Source organism: Arthrobacter sp. MYb224 (assembly GCF_002975455.1).
Lineage (GTDB): Bacteria > Actinomycetota > Actinomycetes > Actinomycetales > Micrococcaceae > Glutamicibacter.
In genome coordinates this window covers 444,880-463,053 of record NZ_PCPU01000002.1, presented here as the reverse complement: position 1 = coordinate 463,053, position 18,174 = coordinate 444,880, and the positions used below count along the sequence as shown (strand labels likewise).

Annotated in this window: 16 protein-coding genes; 6 read left to right on the top strand and 10 right to left on the bottom strand. The window is 61.0% G+C overall.

Annotated elements, in window-relative coordinates:
* Genes CQ017_RS05285 through CQ017_RS05275 form a run of 3 tightly spaced genes read right to left on the bottom strand, consistent with a single transcriptional unit; the run spans window position 1 to window position 3,557 of the window.
* On the bottom strand, window positions 1–864 hold the full coding sequence (locus CQ017_RS05285) for an ABC transporter permease (protein ID WP_105552843.1): 864 nt from the start codon (window positions 862–864) through the stop codon (window positions 1–3).
* A complete protein-coding gene (locus tag CQ017_RS05280; RefSeq protein ID WP_105552842.1) occupies window positions 836–1,831 on the bottom strand; it encodes an ABC transporter substrate-binding protein in 996 nt (331 codons plus the stop codon). Before CQ017_RS05280 ends, CQ017_RS05285 begins: the two co-directional genes overlap by 29 nt.
* A gap of 22 nt (window positions 1,832–1,853) precedes the next feature.
* Complete coding sequence (locus tag CQ017_RS05275) at window positions 1,854–3,557, bottom strand: amidohydrolase (RefSeq protein ID WP_181148384.1); 1,704 nt, start codon at window positions 3,555–3,557, stop codon at window positions 1,854–1,856.
* 181 nt (window positions 3,558–3,738) lie between these two features.
* Between CQ017_RS05275 and CQ017_RS05270 the strand changes: the two genes are divergently transcribed.
* The 4 genes from CQ017_RS05270 (at window position 3,739) to CQ017_RS05255 (ending at window position 7,156) form a co-directional block, all read left to right on the top strand.
* Complete coding sequence (locus CQ017_RS05270; protein WP_105552840.1) at window positions 3,739–4,368, top strand: TetR/AcrR family transcriptional regulator; 630 nt, start codon at window positions 3,739–3,741, stop codon at window positions 4,366–4,368.
* 56 nt (window positions 4,369–4,424) lie between these two features.
* Complete coding sequence (locus tag CQ017_RS05265) at window positions 4,425–5,315, top strand: formylglycine-generating enzyme family protein (RefSeq protein WP_258133500.1); 891 nt, start codon at window positions 4,425–4,427, stop codon at window positions 5,313–5,315.
* A 44-nt stretch (window positions 5,316–5,359) separates the two neighbouring features.
* Window positions 5,360–5,761 carry a helix-turn-helix domain-containing protein gene (locus tag CQ017_RS05260; RefSeq protein WP_105552838.1) on the top strand — a complete coding sequence of 134 codons (402 nt, stop codon included), beginning with the start codon at window positions 5,360–5,362 and terminating at the stop codon, window positions 5,759–5,761.
* A 147-nt stretch (window positions 5,762–5,908) separates the two neighbouring features.
* A complete protein-coding gene (locus tag CQ017_RS05255; protein ID WP_105552837.1) occupies window positions 5,909–7,156 on the top strand; it encodes a PLP-dependent aminotransferase family protein in 1,248 nt (415 codons plus the stop codon).
* A 16-nt stretch (window positions 7,157–7,172) separates the two neighbouring features.
* Here CQ017_RS05255 and CQ017_RS05250 read toward each other — a convergent pair whose 3' ends face one another.
* Window positions 7,173–8,087 carry a LysR family transcriptional regulator gene (locus tag CQ017_RS05250; protein ID WP_105552836.1) on the bottom strand — a complete coding sequence of 305 codons (915 nt, stop codon included), beginning with the start codon at window positions 8,085–8,087 and terminating at the stop codon, window positions 7,173–7,175.
* Window positions 8,088–8,158: 71 nt separating this feature from the next.
* Here CQ017_RS05250 and CQ017_RS05245 point away from each other — a divergent pair, with 71 nt between their 5' ends.
* Window positions 8,159–9,220, top strand: coding sequence for a YeiH family protein (locus CQ017_RS05245; protein ID WP_258133499.1), 1,062 nt, complete (start codon window positions 8,159–8,161; stop codon window positions 9,218–9,220).
* A 118-nt stretch (window positions 9,221–9,338) separates the two neighbouring features.
* Here CQ017_RS05245 and CQ017_RS05240 read toward each other — a convergent pair whose 3' ends face one another.
* The 3 genes from CQ017_RS05240 to CQ017_RS05230 are packed head-to-tail and all read right to left on the bottom strand — an operon-like array spanning window position 9,339 to window position 12,877.
* A complete protein-coding gene (locus CQ017_RS05240; protein ID WP_105552986.1) occupies window positions 9,339–10,109 on the bottom strand; it encodes an IclR family transcriptional regulator C-terminal domain-containing protein in 771 nt (256 codons plus the stop codon).
* A gap of 45 nt (window positions 10,110–10,154) precedes the next feature.
* Complete coding sequence (locus CQ017_RS05235; RefSeq protein ID WP_105552834.1) at window positions 10,155–12,005, bottom strand: bifunctional sugar phosphate isomerase/epimerase/4-hydroxyphenylpyruvate dioxygenase family protein; 1,851 nt, start codon at window positions 12,003–12,005, stop codon at window positions 10,155–10,157.
* Window positions 12,005–12,877, bottom strand: a complete 873-nt coding sequence (locus tag CQ017_RS05230; protein WP_105552833.1) for a shikimate dehydrogenase — start codon at window positions 12,875–12,877, stop codon at window positions 12,005–12,007. Before CQ017_RS05230 ends, CQ017_RS05235 begins: the two co-directional genes overlap by 1 nt.
* A 158-nt stretch (window positions 12,878–13,035) precedes the next feature.
* Here CQ017_RS05230 and CQ017_RS05225 point away from each other — a divergent pair, with 158 nt between their 5' ends.
* Window positions 13,036–14,376: an MFS transporter gene (locus CQ017_RS05225; RefSeq protein ID WP_105552832.1), complete on the top strand. Its 1,341-nt coding sequence runs from the start codon at window positions 13,036–13,038 to the stop codon at window positions 14,374–14,376.
* Between the two features lie 171 nt (window positions 14,377–14,547).
* On the opposite strand, the gene CQ017_RS05220 is transcribed toward CQ017_RS05225, so the two are convergent.
* The 3 genes from CQ017_RS05220 to CQ017_RS05210 all read right to left on the bottom strand — a co-directional run bounded on the left by CQ017_RS05220 (window position 14,548) and on the right by CQ017_RS05210 (window position 18,128).
* A complete protein-coding gene (locus CQ017_RS05220) occupies window positions 14,548–15,327 on the bottom strand; it encodes a 3-hydroxybutyrate dehydrogenase (RefSeq protein ID WP_105552831.1) in 780 nt (259 codons plus the stop codon).
* 229 nt (window positions 15,328–15,556) lie between these two features.
* On the bottom strand, window positions 15,557–16,762 hold the full coding sequence (locus CQ017_RS05215; protein WP_258133498.1) for a substrate-binding domain-containing protein: 1,206 nt from the start codon (window positions 16,760–16,762) through the stop codon (window positions 15,557–15,559).
* Between the two features lie 229 nt (window positions 16,763–16,991).
* Window positions 16,992–18,128 (bottom strand): acyl-CoA dehydrogenase family protein, encoded by a 1,137-nt coding sequence (locus CQ017_RS05210; RefSeq protein WP_105552830.1) that lies wholly within the window; start codon window positions 18,126–18,128, stop codon window positions 16,992–16,994.
* Window positions 18,129–18,174 lie beyond the last annotated feature (46 nt).

Below are 18,174 nucleotides of genomic sequence, written 5' to 3'. Positions count from 1 at the left end.
TCACTTTACGTCCTCCCGGAAGGCCGGGTGCCAATGAAGCACACGTCGTTCGATCATGCTCGAAAGATTCTGGGCAACGAGCCCCAACACACCAAGCACCAGAACCAGCGCGTAGGTTTGCGGGAAATCCCCGGCAGACTGGGAACGATAAATCGCGCTTCCCAAGCCCGGCGCTCCGCCGAGCAAACCTGCAACCACCACTATGATCAGGGCCGCGGGGGCTCCGATGCGTACGGACGTACCGATGTAAGGCGAAGCTGATGGAAGGGTGACGCGCAGCAGGCGTTCGACACGGCCCATCCCGTAGGAACGGGCAGTACTCAGCGCCACCGGGTCGGTGTCGTTTACTCCCGCAATTACCTGAATAGTGGTTGACAGGACGGTTCCGAGCAGCACTAGGGCGAGTGCCATGGTATTTGTTGGGCCCCAGATCATCACGCACAGCGGCAGCACGACGATCGGCGGTATGGGCTTGAAGAATTCGGTTACAGCCAGAGTTGCATATCGCACCCAATCGATGGTGCCGATCAGAAGGCCGAGCATCACGCCGGCAACCACCGCGATGACCATGCCCAAGACCGCGAGCCAGATAGTGGTGAAAGTGTCGGTCCAGAATTCGGGATTACCGAACAGGGCGAAGAGCTCGATCAGTGTTGCGGACACCGTTGGAAGCCCATTCCCGAAAGTTCCGCGGATCGCGGCAAACTGCCACAGCCCGAGTAGCAAAACAGCACCGAGGATCCCGAAGCCGAACTTGGCTGCTGGCGACTCGTAGTTGATTCCACGAGCCTCATTCTGGTTGCCGGGCTTTTGCGAGAGCGTCTGCCCGTCTCGTCTACTGGGCACCGTGGATGAGCGTTTCATCAAGCCCCACCTCCTGGCTCAGGTACCCAAGGTTGACCAGGTTGGAGTCGACACGCTGCAAGTCCTTGAGTTCAACGCTGCTCGGCCAGTACGGATCGGCGCCGTTTTTGATAGTTTCCAAATCGAGGCTGGTAATTTCTGAAGCCAGTTCGTCCATCTCATCCAGGTGTTCGTTGGCGTAGGCGTTTGCCCTATAGATAGCGCGTTGGAAGCCGGCAACGCTTTCGGGTTCTTCGGCTATCTGCTTGGCCCCAGCCACCCATAGCCCTACGGCCCCGGCCTCAAAAAACTCGATTCCAGGGCTTCCGAGCAGCTTCATTCCCTCAGCTTGTGCGTTAGTGGTGAAAGGTGCCACTAAACCGGCCGCATCGACGCGTTCTTGCTGCAACGACTGCAGTGAGCTGGCAGGATCCAGCACCATCCAATTGATGCTCGCGGGGTCTCCCCCGTCCTTCAACACCATGTTGGCCACGGTGACCTCAAGCTGTGCCTTGCGGGCGGGCACTGCAATCCTTTTGCCCGCTAAATCGCGCGCGCGGGCAATGCCGCTATCCGGCCGTATGAACAACCCCGTATCATCGGATTTTCCCGGGTCCTTGCCTTCCAAGGCCTCTGTTGCGTAGCCGTCCGCTGCCGCAATGACGTTTAGTTCTATATTCTGCGAAAGTGCGTTTATGAGCGGGATCGACGGGGTGTAGGCAACGTCGAGCTGACCGGATTGAGCCGCGGCTATTCCAGCAGGCGGATTCGCGACAACCGTTGTCTCCACGTCCAAGCCCTCCTCGGCAAAGTATCCCTTGTCGATGGCCGTCTGGATAGCGGCGTCCGAGCCTATCCCGATGACACCGACGGTGAACTTCTCCATCCCCCCATCTTCTCCGTCGGCGGTGCCGCTCCCTGCGGAGCACGCCGTCAGAGACAGGGCCAGGGTGAGGGTCGTAGCTGCTGCTAGAGCTCGTTTTTGCATTTTGGTACCTTCGATGTCTTTCTCAATTGAGCGAGTTAAGTCGGTACACCACGTCGCCGTTGACTATGGTGTGGGTTGTAGGGTTCTGCGCAAGTTGCTGGATGTCCGTCGAAAGCGGGTCGCGCAGGATACAAAAATCGGCGACCTGACCCACTTTGATGCTTCCTTTGTCTTGCTCCGCGTGGTCCTGCCAGGCTGGTGTCTGGGTCATCATGGCCAATGCCTGTGCCAGACTGATTCGTTCACTATCGTCCGCGCCCGGTCCCGCACTGGTATCGCGGGTAACCGCCGAGATGATGCTGTTGCGCCAGTCCGGATTGGTGACCGGCGCATCGGAGGCCAACGAGGCCGCTACTCCCCGCAGTGCTGCCGTGGCCAGTGGCTGCTGCATGGTGAATCGATCTGGCCCTAGTAGCCGACGTATGAGCGTGCCCGCTTCGGCACGGATTTTTGGGTTGGTGCTGTATCCCATGCCGGCTCGTTGCACCCGGTCCAATAGCTCATGATCCCGGAAGGCGCCGTGGATGATGTAGTGGCGATTTCCCCGCGGCCCGGCTTCGACATCGAGCTGTTCCACCGCTTCGATCAGAGCTTCGGTGGCGGCGTCCCCGGTCACATGCACCCCGGCTTGCAAACCAGCCGCCTCGATCTCGGAAATGATTTGTCGAAATTCTGCGACTTTTTCCGCGTCACTGTTCCCCCGGAGCACGAGGGCTCCATGCCCATGTCCGCATGGGAGTTGGTATTCGTCGTGGAACCACGAAGTTCCCGAACGCGGGATACCATCGGCGAATACTTTTACCCCCGCGATGCGTAAGCGAAGTGGATCTATCCCTTTCGCAATGGTTGGAAGATCTCCTGCCAGTCCGGTTCGCACTGCTTCCAGTGATTCACCACCAGTGCCCGAAAAAAGTAGCAGGCAGTTCAATCGCAAACTAAGCAGCCCCTCGTGAGCCAAATCTGCAAGAATCTCCAACGACTGCGTGCCACAGCTTGCGGCCATCAAGGTGCGGCCGCCGGGTCCAAGACCTGGTTCCGTGAGCGAAGTGATCCCGAGAGAGTGCAGCTCTTGTTGGTGTTTTATGAAGGCCGTACGCAGCTGATCTTCGGTGAAACTAGGCAGCCCGTCGTTTACCAGCTGCATGGCCGCATCGCCGAAGAGCCCGCTGGGTGAACCATCCGCGAGTCGTCCAATCACCCCACCAGGCACAGGTTCATCTATGTGTTCCAGACCCAAGATCTTCAAGCCCACGGCGTTTACCAGGAGTTGATGGCCCGTCGTATCGAAGGCGACTACTGGCCACCGGCTGTTAGCTGCCAGCAGTAGTTCGGAGTCAACGCTACCTAGCCGGACTTCGTCCCAGCTTGCGGCACGTACCCAGCCGCTGGCGTCGGGTTTGGCCGTGTCCAGGAGCTTTGCAACCTCGGTCCAGTTCGCTGCGGTCGCCACCGAGAGGTGTGCGTGGCGGATCATCGCGCTGGCGGAGAAGTGCAGATGCCCGTCGTTCAGTCCAGGCAGGATGGCTCCTCCACGAGCATCGATGACCGTGGTTTCCGGCCCGGCCAGGCGAAGCAAATCTTCATCTCCAATGGCAATGATCCTGCCATCCCGGACGGCTACGGCACTGGGCCGTCCATCGCAATGCGCAGCATCGATGTCGGCTGCGAGTCCGATGCCAGGAACTACACCCGAGTGGATAACCAACTGAGCCAGTTCGTCAGCCATGGGTCCCCCTTTCTTCCAATTTCCCGCATGCCGTGTGATGCGAGTAACAACTCCAAGTAGTATGTCGTATGACTTAGTCATTTGACCAGCTTTGTGGGAAAATTAATTTAGGCAGCCTCCATGAAGGGCCCCAGCCGATCGGCTAGAGTCCAAAAGACAGTAGTGATTTGGGACAGGAACTATGGCGCGCATATCAGTTGAAGACCGCAGCAGGCAATTCATCGAAGCAGCGGCACGCGTAATTGCCTCGGAAGGGATCGCAGCAGCCACCACCCGGCGCATCGCCACCGAGGCCGGCGCGCCCTTAGCCGCGCTACATTATTGCTTTCGCAGCAAAGATGACCTGCTAGACGAGGTCTATAACCACCTCAGCCGCGACTACGCTCGTGATCTGGACCCAATACCCGATTCCGTGGGCCTTGACGAAGCCGTAGACCTGCACATACATCGCGTCTGGCGGCGCATGCTCAACGCACCTCATGAACAGGTCACGACCTTCGAGCTGCTGCTACGCACCACTCGCCTTGCCGACCCCGAAGACATTGCTGCATCCAACAAGATCAACCGGTCAATGTATGAGGCATGGGTTCAGTCCACCAGCGCTGTTTTCCGCAAGGCCGCCACCAGCTCGAACACCGTTTTGAAAGCTGACGTTGAGACAGTCTCCCGCATGCTAATCGCCAGCATCGACGGCATCAACCTTCAGCATCTTTCGGATCCCGACCTAGATCGCTCCGCACTGCTCATCGACCAGCTATGCGCCACCATCAAGTTCTTATTGCACTCGCAAACAAACTCTTCGGATAGCTGATGGCTTGCTGCGCGCCTCGACGCAATGAACCGACACCTAGCCCACCGGCAGATGCTATGCAGATACCGGCCTGCACAATCATGAGCGACCGGCCGATGCGGCTGGTCGACGTGCCAGGCGGCACCTTCATGATGGGCGACCACTTTGATGAGGGGTATCCCGCCGATGGCGAGCGTCCGGTTCACCGGGTATCGCTGCCAACGTTCAACATGGATGCATCCCCGGTTACCAACACCGAGTTCTCGCGATTCGCACTAGCCACTGGATACGTCACAGAGTCAGAGCAACTTGGCTACTCGGCTGTTTTCCATGCCTACCTGAATGCACCCGCGAAGGAGGTCATGGGGAAGGTGGAAGGTACCGACTGGTGGCTGGGCGTGCGCAACGCCAGCTGGCGTCACCCCACTGGTTCAGGCTCCCACTGGCAGGATTTGCCAGATCACCCCGTCGTGCAGGTTTCTTGGAACGATGCCTTAGCCTACTGTCATTGGAGCGGCAGAACCCTGCCCACCGAAGCGCAGTGGGAATATGCCGCTCGCGGACTAAAGCCAGGGCAACGCTACCCATGGGGAAATCAACTCACCCCGGATTCGGTCCACCAATGCAATATTTGGCAAGGCAATTTCCCGCGAGAAAACACTTTGCAAGACGGTTATCTCGGAACTTCACCAGTGGGCAGTTTTCCACCGAATCCGCTGGGACTCCTCGATATTGCTGGCAACGTCTGGGAGTGGTGCCAGGATTGGTTCCTGCCCAAGTACTATCGCAATAGCCCGGAGCTAAACCCCCAGGGGCCAACTATCGGACGGGGTCGGGTCATGCGCGGAGGATCCCACCTTTGCCACGAATCTTACTGCAATCGATATCGAGTTTCCGCCCGAAGCTACAACACGGCCGATTCCGCCAGCAGCAACACAGGTTTCCGAACAGTTGGCCTGCCCGCCTAGGCCAGTCGCTCGCCACCACACCTCACTTCGGGCAAGATGAATACATGGCATCACCTACTTCCGCCCTTGGTCGGGTTCGCACCTTTGAAGCGCTGGATGAGAAAACTACGCAGCGGCTGCATCGCGCCCTAGCGGAGTCCAGCGACACTACGGTCTTCGTCAATGGCACGGCACTGCAGCTACCCAAGGACGCCCATGACGCGTTACTTGAGGTGCTCAATCGATTCGCGGCAGGCGAGTCCGTCAGCATCGGGACAACCGAATTATTGCTCAACACCTCGCAGGCCGCGCAGATGGCTGGGATCTCGAATTCCTACCTGCGCAAGCTAGCCGATTCGGGCATTATTCCGGTGGAGTATCGCGGAACGCACCGACGCATCCGACCTAGCGACGTTCAAGCCTGGCTGGATCAGCGCCCGGCAGCGGGGTCCGAAAACAAGGAATAGCACCATATACAAAGCACCGGTTCTTGTCATCTGGTAAATTTCCTGCTGGAATACCAAAGTAGCCTAATAGAAAACTTTGCTCGCATGCCACCGCATGCACAATTGTTCTTCCCGTTACCCACGGGCAGATGCCGGTCGAGGAGGACCATGTCAACGAACCAGTCAGTCGACGCACTGCGCACGACGCACGAAACGCTTTTCTCCGATAGAGCTGCCGAGATCAAGCAGTCCGCGGTACGCGACGTCTTCGAGCTGTCGTTGGATCCTTCGCTGGTTTCGCTGGCCGGCGGCAACCCTTACCTCCAGGTCCTGCCACTTGAAAAGATTGGCGAGATCTCCAAGCGGATCATCACCGAACAGGGCCATGTCGCATTGCAGTACGGCTCGGGACTGGGTACTCCAGAATTGCGGTCGCAGATTCTCGAAGTCATGGCAGCCGAGGGAATTACCAACGTTTCGGTAGAAGACGTTGTCATTACCAACGGTTCGCAGTCGGCGCAGGACATGGCCTGCAAGGTATTCTGCAACCCCGGCGACACGGTACTGTGCGAAGACCCTACCTACGTGGGCGCGCTGAACTCCTTCGAGGCCTATCAGGTGAAGGCAGCCCCGGTGCTCACCGACGAAAACGGTTTGGTTCCGGACGCGCTACGGACAAAGATCCAAGAATTGCGTGCGGCCGGCGAAAAGATCAAATTCCTCTACACCATTCCGAACTTCAACAACCCTTCTGGCATCACGCTGGCCGCCGAGAGGCGCCCAGAAATCGTGGACATCTGCCGCGAAGAAGGCGTGCTGATCCTCGAAGACAATCCTTACGGGATGCTGCGCTACGAAGGCGAAGCCGCCCCGACCCTGCGCAGCCTAGACGAGCAGAACGTCATCTATATGGGCTCCTTCTCCAAGATCCTCTCCCCTGGGTTGCGCATCGGCTGGGCCGCGGTACCAACTCACCTGTTCCGCCGTTTCTACCTGGCTGGCGAGGCGGTGGCGCTGTGCCCGCCAACGCTCAATCAGATGATCATCAGCGCCTACCTCGAAGAGCATGACTGGCGCGGGCAAATCCAGACCTACAACGAGCTCTACCGTTCGCGACGCGATGCAATGCTCGAAGCCTTGGCCAAATATCTTCCGGCAGGGATCACCCATACGCACCCCGAGGGCGGATTCTTTATCTGGCTGACCCTTCCGGCCGGAATCGATACCTATGAGCTATTGCAGGAAGGCGTGAAAGCCGGTGTAATCTTCATTCCCGGCGCCGCGTTCAGCTCCTCGGAATCGGCGCACCACAAGCTGCGCCTGGCCTTTTGCGCGGTGGATGAACAGACGATCACTGAGGGTGTGCGTCGTTTGTCGGCGCTGCTGGAAACCGAGATTTCGAAGCTGCAGAAGTAGCTGGATCCGCCGGGCGCTAGGCGCTGGCGATGTCCAGCAAGGCCTGCTCCGTGGGGCTCAGCGAGTGGCTGTGTACCCATATCGCACGAAATTCACGGAGCAGGCTCGGCCCGTCGAAGGGGATCTCAACTAGATTCCCAAGCCTCAGCTGGCTCTCGACGGCGAGCTGGCTCAGTACCGCCGGACCCATGCCCGCGGCCACGCACTGGCAGATCGTTGAGTTGCTGTTGAACTCAGCGATCGGTTCGGGGCGTTCAACGTGGGCGATATAGTCCAAAAACGCCCTTGTGCCAGAACCGTCCTCGCGTTCGATCAGCGGCGTGCTCTGCAGCTCATGGAGACCGAGCGGCGTTGTGCGTTGTGCCCATGGGTGCGATGGGGCGGTAACCACCACCATCTCATCGCTCCATACCTTGTGATAGCGCAGAGACCGCGGAACTTCAGGTGTCTCGACGAAGCCGAAGTTCATTTCGCCGTTTTGAACCGCCGAGATTACATCTTGCGAGTTCATGATCCGCATCCGCGGCTTGACCTTCGAAAACCTCCGATGCAGCGTGCCGATCCACGTTGGTGCGAGGTATTCGGCCACGGTCATGCTGGCGCCGAATGCGAGCTCGGATTCTCCCGGCGTGGCGAGCGTGCGTGCCCCGGCAGCCAGGTTTTCCAGCGAAATGAGCACCTCCCGAGCCCACTGCACCGTGAGCACGCCCTCGGCTGTCAACGTTGAGCCGGTAGTCTTCCGGATGACCAGCGGATAGCCCAAGCGACGCTCGAGGGTTTTCAGCGCCCGCGTGGCGTTAGGCTGCGCAATCCCGGTAGCCCGCGCCCCGGCGCTGAGGCTGCCATGGTCCGCGATGCCTACCAGCAAGGTCAGCGATGAGACCTGGATCCATTGGGCGATATCCTGCATGACATTCGAATGCTGATCCATATCATGATCATATGCCCGTGATAGCGAATCAAGGAATACCGGCCGCAAGGCTCGCGTGAGAAGTTGAATATATGCCACAGAACAGTCAGGCCCCGGGAATGAATGAGCAGCACAGTCCCGCAAACTCCTCCCCCCATCCACCGACGGTAGGCAAACTCCGGATGGTGCTCCCCGGTCTCGCGGCCTGCCTGGCCACCGGCTTACTGTGCATATTCGCCAGTCAATTCCTCAACGGGCTCAGCGCGCTCTTGCTGGCGATCATCCTCGGCGCAGTGTGGCGCAATGTCGCACCGGTCCCGCAGGTGCTGGATCCGGGCATAGCCATCGCTTCGAAACAACTCCTGCGAATGGGTATCGTGCTGCTGGGTCTGCAGCTTTCGCTTGGGACGATCCTCGGCTTGGGCCCCGGAGTTCTGCTGGTAGTTTTCCTCTCCGTCTCCGTCACCTTTGCGCTGACGTTGTGGATTGGCGGCAAGATGGGCATGGATCTACCGCAACGCCTACTGATCGCCACCGGATTTTCGATTTGCGGCGCGGCTGCGGTGGCGGCGGCCGAAAACGTGACACGGGCCAAGCAGGCTCAAGTGGCCACCGCAATCGGTTTGGTCGTGCTTTTCGGAACGCTGATGATTCCTGCCATGCCATTGCTCGGAGCCCTGCTAGGCCTGGACGATCGCAGCACCGGAATGCTAATCGGCGCTTCAACGCATGAGGTTGCCCAGGTTGTAGCCGCCGGCGGTTCGGTGAGCGCCGCGGCCCTGGCGGTGGCAGTGACCGTGAAGCTCGCACGCGTAGCCCTGCTGGCCCCGATCATCGCCGGGCTCGGTATCTACATGCGCCGCAAGCACTCGGTAGAAGGCGGCAAGAATCCTCCGCTCGTGCCACTTTTTGTCCTGGGATTCATCGCTGCCATGCTGTTGCGCACCACCGGCCTGCTCCCAGATTCCGCCCTCTCGATTGCGCAGAGCGTACAGACGTTGCTGCTTGCGGCCGCGATGTTTGCGCTCGGCCTTGGTGTGCACCTCCGCAGCATCGTGAAATCCGGTGGCCAAGCGTTGCTCCTGGGCTTGCTCGGCACGCTGATCATCGTATGCGTCGCTGCTGGTGGAACCATGCTCTACCCGCCCGCATAGGCCCGAGGTCCAGACATCTGCCCCGAACAGGTCACGGGCCCCGCTTCCAGCGCGGCCAACGGTGTCCTTGCCGAGAATACTTGCGGGCGGATGACGCCGATGATCTTGACCGGCGAGGCTAGTCCACCCGGCCTCCGAAGTCGCCTGCGATATCCTTCGCCGTGCGAAATAAGGCCGGGAGCATGGTTTCGGAAATCGTCGACGCGTCGGCGCGGCCCGACTGTACCGACACGTTCAGCGCTCCGAGCAGTTGGTTTCCACGGCGCACCGGCACCGCCAACCCGCGCAGCCCTTCGTCAAGCTCCTGGTTGACCAGCGACCAGCCCTGCTCCGCTACTCGTTCCAGTTCCGCGCGCAACTCCTCCAGGCTGCCCACCGTATGCTCGGTGTAGCTGCGCAGTTCAATGCCCTGCAAGAAATCTTCGCGTTCTCCGGCGGTCAGGTTCGCGATCAGCACGCGACCCATCGAGGTGACCCAGGCCGGGAGCCGGTTGCCAATCGAGACGTTCATCTGATGCAGGCGCGGAGCCGAAACCCGCTCCACGTACAAGATGTCTTGGCCTTCGAGGACACATAGGGAAGTGGTTTCATCCAGCTCGCGAGCCAATCGCTGCAGGTGTGAAATCGCGGCACGCGGCAAGGTGAGACCCGAAAGGTACGAAGCGCCCACATCCAGCACTCGTGGAGTCTGCTGGTAGGTGTTCCCAACGACCGCGAGGTATCCCAGGTCAACGAGGGTGAGCAAGAACCTGCGGGCAGAGGCACGCGTCTGATCGGTAGCCGCTGCCACCTGCGAGACCGTCAGGGCCGAGTTTTCGCCTTTGAACGCAAGAAGCACCGCCAAGGTCTTCTCCGCCGACTTAACGTAATAGTCAGGCTGCTCCGCCACGATAGGGGTCCCCATTTTCACTCAGTTATCTTGCCGCTCACATGCCTAATGCCGGTCGAAACGATTGTGCTCGAATTGCGCTGCGAGGCGAACCGGGGCGTTAGGAGCCCCATAGCCATCGTAGCCGTCACGGCGTTCCAGCACCTCAAAGAACATGTTGCCTACCGTGGCGGTGTAGAAATGCAGGAATTCTCCGTGCTCATCCCTGTCGTACAGCAGGTTCAGCTCCTTCAGCGTGGACAGCGACCGCTCATCAATGCTGAATCGGGCGGCCAGGTCCTCATAGTAGTTGGCCGGAACTTGCAGGAATTCCATGCCGGCCCGCTGTGCCCGGCGCGCCAAGGCCACCACATCATCGGTATGCAAGGCAACGTGCTCGGGGTATTCGTGGTGGCTTTCGATCGCCGCTTCGAGCCCCTTGGGCACAATATTCAGGGCCAGGCGCACGCAGCCATCCTCGGTGCGCAGCACCTGGGAGCGGACCAGGCCCATGGGGCTTGGCACCTCGGTTCCAGGCCTTGCCTGCAAATTCAGCACGCTGGTATAGAACAGCACCGATTCGTCAAAAGCCTGCCACGGCTGGGCGAGGTTTATATGATCGATCCCGGTGATACCCCCGCGCTGCGCTTCCTCCGGTGAGTGGCGGTGCGCGCCGAATTCGGTTTCCCACAGGCGTGTCCCGGCAACCGATCCGAAGAACACTTCGGTGGCATCCGGGGCCCTGAAGCCCGCAAGTTCCTGCTCGTCCCTGGTGTGGTGCCGCAGCACCGGTTTGGCCAGCAAGTCGGTTGCGCGCGCACGCCCGGCGACCGGGTCCGGAACCTGCACGCCGAGGCCGGAGACGGTTGCGGTCACCCCGCGGCTGCGTTGCGAGTTGACGATAATCCGTGCGTTTCCGGCGCGCCAGAGCTGCACCGGCTTGCGCCGATGCTGGCCGAGGAACGCGAACCCCAGTTGGGCGAGCATTCCGGCGATCAGTTCCGGGTCTTCGGTGCGAATCTCGGCGAAGTCGAACCCGAGGGCTTGCTGGACTCCGGGCAGTGCATCAAGTTCCAGCGGGTAGTCCTGCGCGTCGCTTCCGAGCAGTGCGGCCGTGCGGGCCTGCAGCCAGATCAACGAACGCAGCCCGTCCACGGCCGTCCGCTCGACATTCGATTGCCTGAATACGTCATTGAAAATTTCGAGCGAAACAATTCCGGAGTACCCCGAACGCACCAGGTGGCCCAGGAACGCATCCAGCTCGAAGCCGCCCTCACCGGGGAACACCCGGTAGTGGCGGGACCAGGACAAGATATCCATGGTCAGGACCGGGGCGTCCGCAAGCTGGACGAAGAAGATCTTCTCCCCCGGAATCCGGGCGATCTGCGCCGGATCATCCCCGCGGGAAAGAATATGGAAACTGTCGATGCACAGCCCCACATTCTCGCGGTCCACCAGCTTCACGATCTCCCACGAGTGCTGGTAGGTGTCCACATATTTGCCCCAGGCCAGCGCCTCGTAGGCGATGCGCACCCCGTAGCGGGCGGCCACGTCCGCCAACCGGCGAATCTGCTCGGCGAACAGCTCGTCATCATCGATGGTCGCGGTTCCCACGTTCGAGCAGAGCAGCATGAGATCCATGCCCAGGCGTTGCATGAGCTCGAACTTCGCTTCGGCGCGGCGCAGATTTGCCAGCAGCAGCTCTTCTTCCACGCCTTCGAAGTCGCGGAAGGGCTGGAACAGGTCCAGGGTCAGCCCCAAACGGTGGGCAAGCGCCTTGACCTCCTCGGGAGACATGGGGCTGACGGTGAGGTCTTGCTCGAAGATTTCGATTCCGTCAAAACCTGCCTTGGCGCAGGCGAGCATCTTTTCTTCCAGCGTGCCCGAGAGGCACACCGTGGCGATTGAGGTGCGCATTAGAGTCCTGCTTCCAGCATCTCTAGCAGATGGGCGCGCATCCGTGCCGCATCGGGGGTCAGCCCGGTGATGATGCCGAAGGCATCCACCGCTTGGCCGACCGCCATATTTCCGCCGTCCAGCACCCTGCAGCCAAGGTCGCGGGCCGCGGTGATCAGTTCGGTATCCACCGGGCGATACACGCAGTCGGCAACCCACTGCCGGGAGTGGAGCCCGGAAATATCAAGGGGAAGCCCCGGGTGGTGATGCATTCCAATGGGGCTCGCGTTGAGCAGCCCATCGACCTTCGCCAGCAGCGCCGGCGCTTCTTCGGGGCTGGCCGGAGTAATGCTGGCATTCGGGAAGTGGAGGGCCAGTTCCTTGGCTCGCTCGCTAGCCCGGGAGATATCCGGATCGACCAGGAACAGTTCCTTGACTCCCGCGTCGAGCAGCGCAAAGGCGACGGCCGCGCCGGCTCCTCCCGCACCGAGTTGCAGCACCTTGCCCAAGGCTGCACCGGGAAGCCCGGTAGCCAGAGCCCAGCCGAATCCGGAGGCATCGGTATTGTAGCCATGGAATTTACCGTCTTTGATGAGCACCGTGTTGACCGCGCCGATGGCCGTGGCATTGTCGCTGATCTCGTCCAGGTGCTCGATCACCAATTGCTTGCAGGGATGGGTGATGTTGAAGGCGTTAAATCCCAATTCGGCACCGGCCTTCAATAACTTCCCCACATCTTCGCCGGGGCGGTCAAGAACCGTGAGATCAATGGGGCGATAGAGGTACCGCAGCGAATGCGCATCTGCTTCCCGCTCGTGCATGGGCGGGGTCAGCGAAGGCAACACGCCATCGCCTATGAGTCCAACTAGATATGACTGCGTAAGAGTACTCACCGTATTACCCAACTTTCCGTCATGCTTGACGCAGGTATTGCCTCAGCTGTGATTTGCATCTACTCTATATCAACGTACACATTCCGTACAACTGTACGTATAGCGCACACTGTTTATGTTTTCAGCGTTCGTCACTCAGCAAACAAAGGAGTTTTCCGATGCCATCCACACGTGAACCGTCGGCGTCCGAGGTGCCCGGCACCGGGAAACGCACCCCCGTCAAGGCGGCCGTTGCCAGTTTCATGGGAAGCGCAGTTGAATACTACGACTTCTTCATCTTCGGCTCCGCTGCGGCGCTGATCTTTCCGCACATCTTCTTCCCCGACGCGGATGCCAATGCCTCGGTGATGTCGCTGGCCACCTTCGGCTTCGCCTACGTTGCCCGGCCCATTGGCGCGGTCGTCCTCGGCCACTTCGGGGACCGCATCGGGCGCCAGAAGGTGCTGATGTTCACGCTGGTGCTCATGGGCGCCTCGACCTTCGCGATCGGCTGCCTGCCAACCTTCGACCAGGTCGGTTGGCTCTCCCCGATCCTGCTGGTCCTCGCCCGGCTTTGCCAGGGCCTCTCCGCGGCCGGCGAGCAGGCCGGCGCCTCCTCGATGACCTTGGAGCACGCACCGGATCGCCGACGCAGCTTCTTCACCTCCTGGACCCTGACCGGCACCCAGGGCGGCCAGATCCTCGCGGCCTTGATCTTCATTCCCGTGGTGGCGCTGCCCGATGACATCAAGTACGGCATCGGCTGGCGCATCCCGTTCTGGCTCTCGGCCGTTGTGGTGCTGGTGACCTTCTTCATCCGCCGCTCGCTGCACGAGACCCCGGAATTCGAAGAAGCCAAGAAGAGCAATAACATCGCCAAGCTGCCGCTGGCGGTACTGCTGAAGTTCCACTGGAAAGACGTCTTGCGCGTGGTGCTGTGCGCCTTCATTGCCGCGGTATCCACCGTGTACGGGACCCTGGCCATCTCCTACGGCAAGAACATCGGCAATATCGATGCCTCGATCACGCTGTGGCTGGTGGTTGCCGGCAATATCGGTGCGCTGCTCACCCAGCCGCTGTTCGGCATGCTGGCCGATGCCATTGGCCGCAAGCCGGTGTTCATCTACGGTGCGCTCGCCTCGGCGGCAGCCATGCCGTTCTACCTGCGCAGCATGGAAACCGACAACACGGTGCTGCAGTTCGTGCTGTCCCTGGTGGTTTTCTCCTGCGCCTACTCCGCGGCCAACGCGGTCTGGCCAAGCTTCTATGCCGAGATGTTCTCCTCCAAGGTGCGCTTCTCCGGCCTGGCCATCGGCACCCAGCTCGGCTTCCTCATGGCCGGCTTCGCACCGTCCATCGTGGCGGCCATGGGCGGCCTGGAACCTGGCGGCTGGGTCAAGATCAGCCTCTTCACCGCGGGAATCGCGCTCATCGCGGCGATCTCGGCGCTGACCGCCAAGGAAACCTACCGGGTGCCAACCGCGCAGCTGGGTACCACTGCCGAGCTCGTGCGAAAGTAGCACTCGCCAGGCAGCAAGTAAGCGAGGCTCGGCTCCCCGGAGAACGGGAGCAAGGCCTCGCTTTTTGCTGTGTTCAGCCACAAATCAGAACACTTCGGATTCGCCGCCGCAGCGGTGCGTCCCGACCGCGTAATGGGCCAGCCACCGTTTCGGCACGGTCGCCGGCGGTACTCATCGGGCGCTCCACCCGCCGTCCATGGCATAGGAGGCGCCGGTGACCATCCCCGCCTCATCCTGGGCCAGCCAGGACACCAAGGATGCCACTTCCTCCGGCTCCACCAGCCGCTTGACCGCCGCTTCGGTGAGCATGATCTTCTCCACGACCTCGGTCGGGGCGATGCCATGGAGCTGCGCCTGATCTCGGATCTGCTTCTCCACCAGGGCGGTGCGCACGTAGCCGGGGTTGACGCAGTTGCTCGTCACCCCATGCTCCGCCCCCTCCAACGCGGTGACCTTGGACAGTCCCTCCAACCCGTGCTTGGCCGACACATAGGCGCTCTTGAACGAACTGGCTCGAACGCCGTGCACGCTGGAGACGTTGATGATGCGCCCGAACCCGCGCGCATACATGCCGGGCAATGCCGCACGGATGAGCAGGAATGGGGATTCGAGCATCAGCCGGTGTATGAGCCGCCAGGCCTCGGGATCAAATTCGTGGATCGGCGCAACACGTTGCACCCCGGCATTATTGACCAGAATGTCGGTATCCAGGCTGAGCTCTTCCAGCGCCTTGGTATCGGCCAGATCCACCGCCCAGGCCTTGCCGCCCAGCTCGTCTGCCGCCGCGCTGGCTGCCTGCTCGTTCAGATCCGCGACGGTGACTGCTGCACCTTGGGCGCTCAGCCTTCTGGCACAGGCCAGCCCGATCCCCGAAGCACCCCCGGTGACCAACGCGGTACGTCCGGACAATGCACCGCCAACCGGCCCGTGCTGTGTCTTTATTTCGGCCATGTGGCTCAACCCTCCGCAGTCGGTTGCGCGTCGACTGATAGCAACGCACGGACAATAAATTCGCCTTTTCTTCAATCACCTCATCGAGGACCTCGGGGATGCGAAACTTGTACCCCGGGACACTCCCCTCAACGTTTTTCATGCACTGGCCACGGAGCACTTCGGGAGAACCGAATTCAACCCGCCGCATGGCCTGACTCCGAACAGGACAATGCGTGGCTCGCGAAGACTAGTTGACGATCTCGGGCGGGGCGATGTCCTCGCCCGGCACGGTCTCCAGCAGGTCCGGGATCCAATTCTCGCCCTCCCTGGCCAAGGACACCCGGTACATGTTCTGCACCAATCCATGATCCGAGGCGCGCACGGTGGTTTCGCCCTGGGGTCCTTCGAAGCTCCATCCTTCCAAGGCGGTGACCATCTGCTCCACGTCGTTGCCGCCTTCGCCCACGGCCCGGGCAATCATCTGCCCTGCCACAAATCCATCCGGGGAGAACTGGCCGGCTTCTTTGCCCGCTTCCGCAACAGCGGAGATCATCTCTTGTTCAACGTCGGTGCCTGCAGCGCCCGGGAAGTAGTGGCTGAAGAAGGAGATCTTCTCACCCGCGCCGCCGAAGGCACCATAGGTTGTTACCTCGCCCAGCCCGGTGACGATGGGAGCAATCTCGAACGCTCCTTGCCGGTCCAACGCCTGCCACATGGAACCGGAGGAGGCCCCGGCCCAGGCCGCGTAGATGAGGTCGGGCTTTGCATCCACCAGCTGCCGGGCGAAGGGTGCGAAGTCGGTGACGTCTTCGGGCACGAGAATATTGCTGACATTGGCGCCTTGCAACCCTAGGACCGCTTCCGCCGCTGCGAGATGTTCCTGCCCGAACGCGTTGTCCTGGGTGAAAACGGCGATCTTCTTGCCGTTCACATCATCAAGGAAGGTGCCGGCGGTGGCTGCGTCCTGCATGTACTGGCGTCCAGAGCGGAAGGTGTATTTGTTGGCGCCGCTGATGGCATCCGTCGCGGCCGAGCCGGAAATGTAGAGCACCTTGTCCTGGGCCGCCAGGCCGGCAAGCTTCAGCGCGATCTCCGAGGAGGCCGCTCCGGCCAGGACCTTGTAGTCCTTGCCGACCAGCTCGCCGGCTACCGCGGCGGCCTGGTCCGCCTCGCCGCCGTCGTCGTGGTAGGTGATGTTCAGTTCGAAGTCCCCCACCCTGCCCGTACCATCGGTGGCGTAATCGAGTCCCGCCTGCAGGCCTTCGAGGTAGGCATCTCCCTCGGCAGCAAGCGGGCCGGTCTTGGAGTAGATGATCCCAATGTTCACCGAGTCTTCGGCTGCCCCGGGCCCAGCAGCGCCGTTGCTCCCGGGTTCCGCGGTGGGCGCGCAGGCGGTCAAGGCCATTACTGCGCCGAGGGACAGCGCAGTCAAAACCTTGCCGGTTCGATTCACGAATGATGCCTTTCCTCGTGGGGCTTCCCTTGTTGCAGCTGGCCCCGAAGTCAGATTGTGCGGTGCACGTTTGCACAAAACCCGAACCGCGATTCTGGTTACACCCCCAAACTATGGCGACCTGTCGCAGGAGTCAACGGATCTGAGGCACGGAAACCATAAAAAGGGTGTGCGCTTTTGCAAAGCCATCGTGCGCGGCGGCACCCGGTGCTGCCAGTGATTTCAGGTCCTAGGAATCGACCAGCCCGCGCCCCACGATCAGCTGCATAATTTCGTTCGTGCCTTCCAGGATCTGATGCACGCGCAGATCGCGGACGATCTTTTCCAGCCCGTACTCGCTGAGGTAGCCATAACCGCCATGCAATTGGATCGCGGCATTGGCCGCGTTGAACCCGGCATCGGTAGCCACCTTCTTCGCCATCGCGCACAGCCGCAGCGCGTCGGAGGTCTGCGCGTCCAAGGCTGCCGCCGCCCGGCGCAGCAGCGTGCGCGCCGCTTCCAATTCCATATCCATGTCGGCCAGCTTGAAGACCAGGGCCTCTTGGCGCGTGAGCGGACCGCCAAAGGCCTCACGCTCCTTGAGGTAGGCCACGGATTTCTCCAGGGCCAGCTGGCCGCCGCCGATCGAGCAGGCACCGATATTCAGCCGGCCACCATTGAGCCCGCGCATCGCAATGGTGAAGCCATCTCCTTCGGCACCCAACAAGTTCTCGACGGGGATCCGCACGTCTTGCATGATGACCTGACGGGTAGGCTGCGCATTCCAGCCCATCTTCTTCTCCTTGGCCCCGAAGGACAGCCCCGGCGCGTCGGCGGGCAGCAAGAAGGCGCTGATCCCCCGCCCACCGGTATCGGCCGTGCGGGCCATCACCAGATAGAGCGCTGACGAACCCGCCCCGGAGATGAACTGCTTGACCCCGTTGAGCACGTATTCATCGCCATCCCGGACCGCACTGGTAGTCAGCGCCGCTGCGTCCGATCCGGTCCCGGGTTCGGTCAGGCAATAGGATCCCAGGTCCTGCATCGCCACCATGCCCGGCAGCCAGTGGGCTCGTTGCGCCTCGGTGCCGAAGCTGTCGATCATCCACACCACCATATTGTGGATGGAGATATAGGCCGCAATGGTGGGGCAGGCCTTGGACAGTTCTTCGAAGATCAGCACCGCGTCGCTGCGGCTCAGCCCGGAACCGCCATAGGCTTCGCTGACGTAGATGCCACCCATCCCCAATTCGCCGGCTTCGGCAAGCACATCGACGGGGAAATGCTGCTTCTCGTCCCACTCCAGGGCATGCGGAGCGATTTTCTCCGCAGCAAATTCGCGCACCGCCTCCACCAGCTCGCGTTGCTCCTCATTTAGTTCAAACATCGCTAACCCCTATCTGACCACCGCTACTTGTGACTCACACTACAGC

What these genes read in the sequence shown, in the direction of transcription:
- CQ017_RS05285 (WP_105552843.1), bottom strand. Translation starts at nt 864, where the DNA reads ATGAAACGCTCATCCACGGTGCCCAGTAGACGAGACGGGCAGACGCTC.
- CQ017_RS05280 (WP_105552842.1), bottom strand. Translation starts at nt 1,831, where the DNA reads ATGCAAAAACGAGCTCTAGCAGCAGCTACGACCCTCACCCTGGCCCTG.
- CQ017_RS05275 (WP_181148384.1), bottom strand. Translation starts at nt 3,557, where the DNA reads ATGGCTGACGAACTGGCTCAGTTGGTTATCCACTCGGGTGTAGTTCCT.
- CQ017_RS05270 (WP_105552840.1), top strand. Translation starts at nt 3,739, where the DNA reads ATGGCGCGCATATCAGTTGAAGACCGCAGCAGGCAATTCATCGAAGCA.
- CQ017_RS05265 (WP_258133500.1), top strand. Translation starts at nt 4,425, where the DNA reads ATGCAGATACCGGCCTGCACAATCATGAGCGACCGGCCGATGCGGCTG.
- CQ017_RS05260 (WP_105552838.1), top strand. Translation starts at nt 5,360, where the DNA reads ATGGCATCACCTACTTCCGCCCTTGGTCGGGTTCGCACCTTTGAAGCG.
- CQ017_RS05255 (WP_105552837.1), top strand. Translation starts at nt 5,909, where the DNA reads ATGTCAACGAACCAGTCAGTCGACGCACTGCGCACGACGCACGAAACG.
- CQ017_RS05250 (WP_105552836.1), bottom strand. Translation starts at nt 8,087, where the DNA reads ATGGATCAGCATTCGAATGTCATGCAGGATATCGCCCAATGGATCCAG.
- CQ017_RS05245 (WP_258133499.1), top strand. Translation starts at nt 8,159, where the DNA reads ATGCCACAGAACAGTCAGGCCCCGGGAATGAATGAGCAGCACAGTCCC.
- CQ017_RS05235 (WP_105552834.1), bottom strand. Translation starts at nt 12,005, where the DNA reads ATGCGCACCTCAATCGCCACGGTGTGCCTCTCGGGCACGCTGGAAGAA.
- CQ017_RS05225 (WP_105552832.1), top strand. Translation starts at nt 13,036, where the DNA reads ATGCCATCCACACGTGAACCGTCGGCGTCCGAGGTGCCCGGCACCGGG.
- CQ017_RS05220 (WP_105552831.1), bottom strand. Translation starts at nt 15,327, where the DNA reads ATGGCCGAAATAAAGACACAGCACGGGCCGGTTGGCGGTGCATTGTCC.
- CQ017_RS05210 (WP_105552830.1), bottom strand. Translation starts at nt 18,128, where the DNA reads ATGTTTGAACTAAATGAGGAGCAACGCGAGCTGGTGGAGGCGGTGCGC.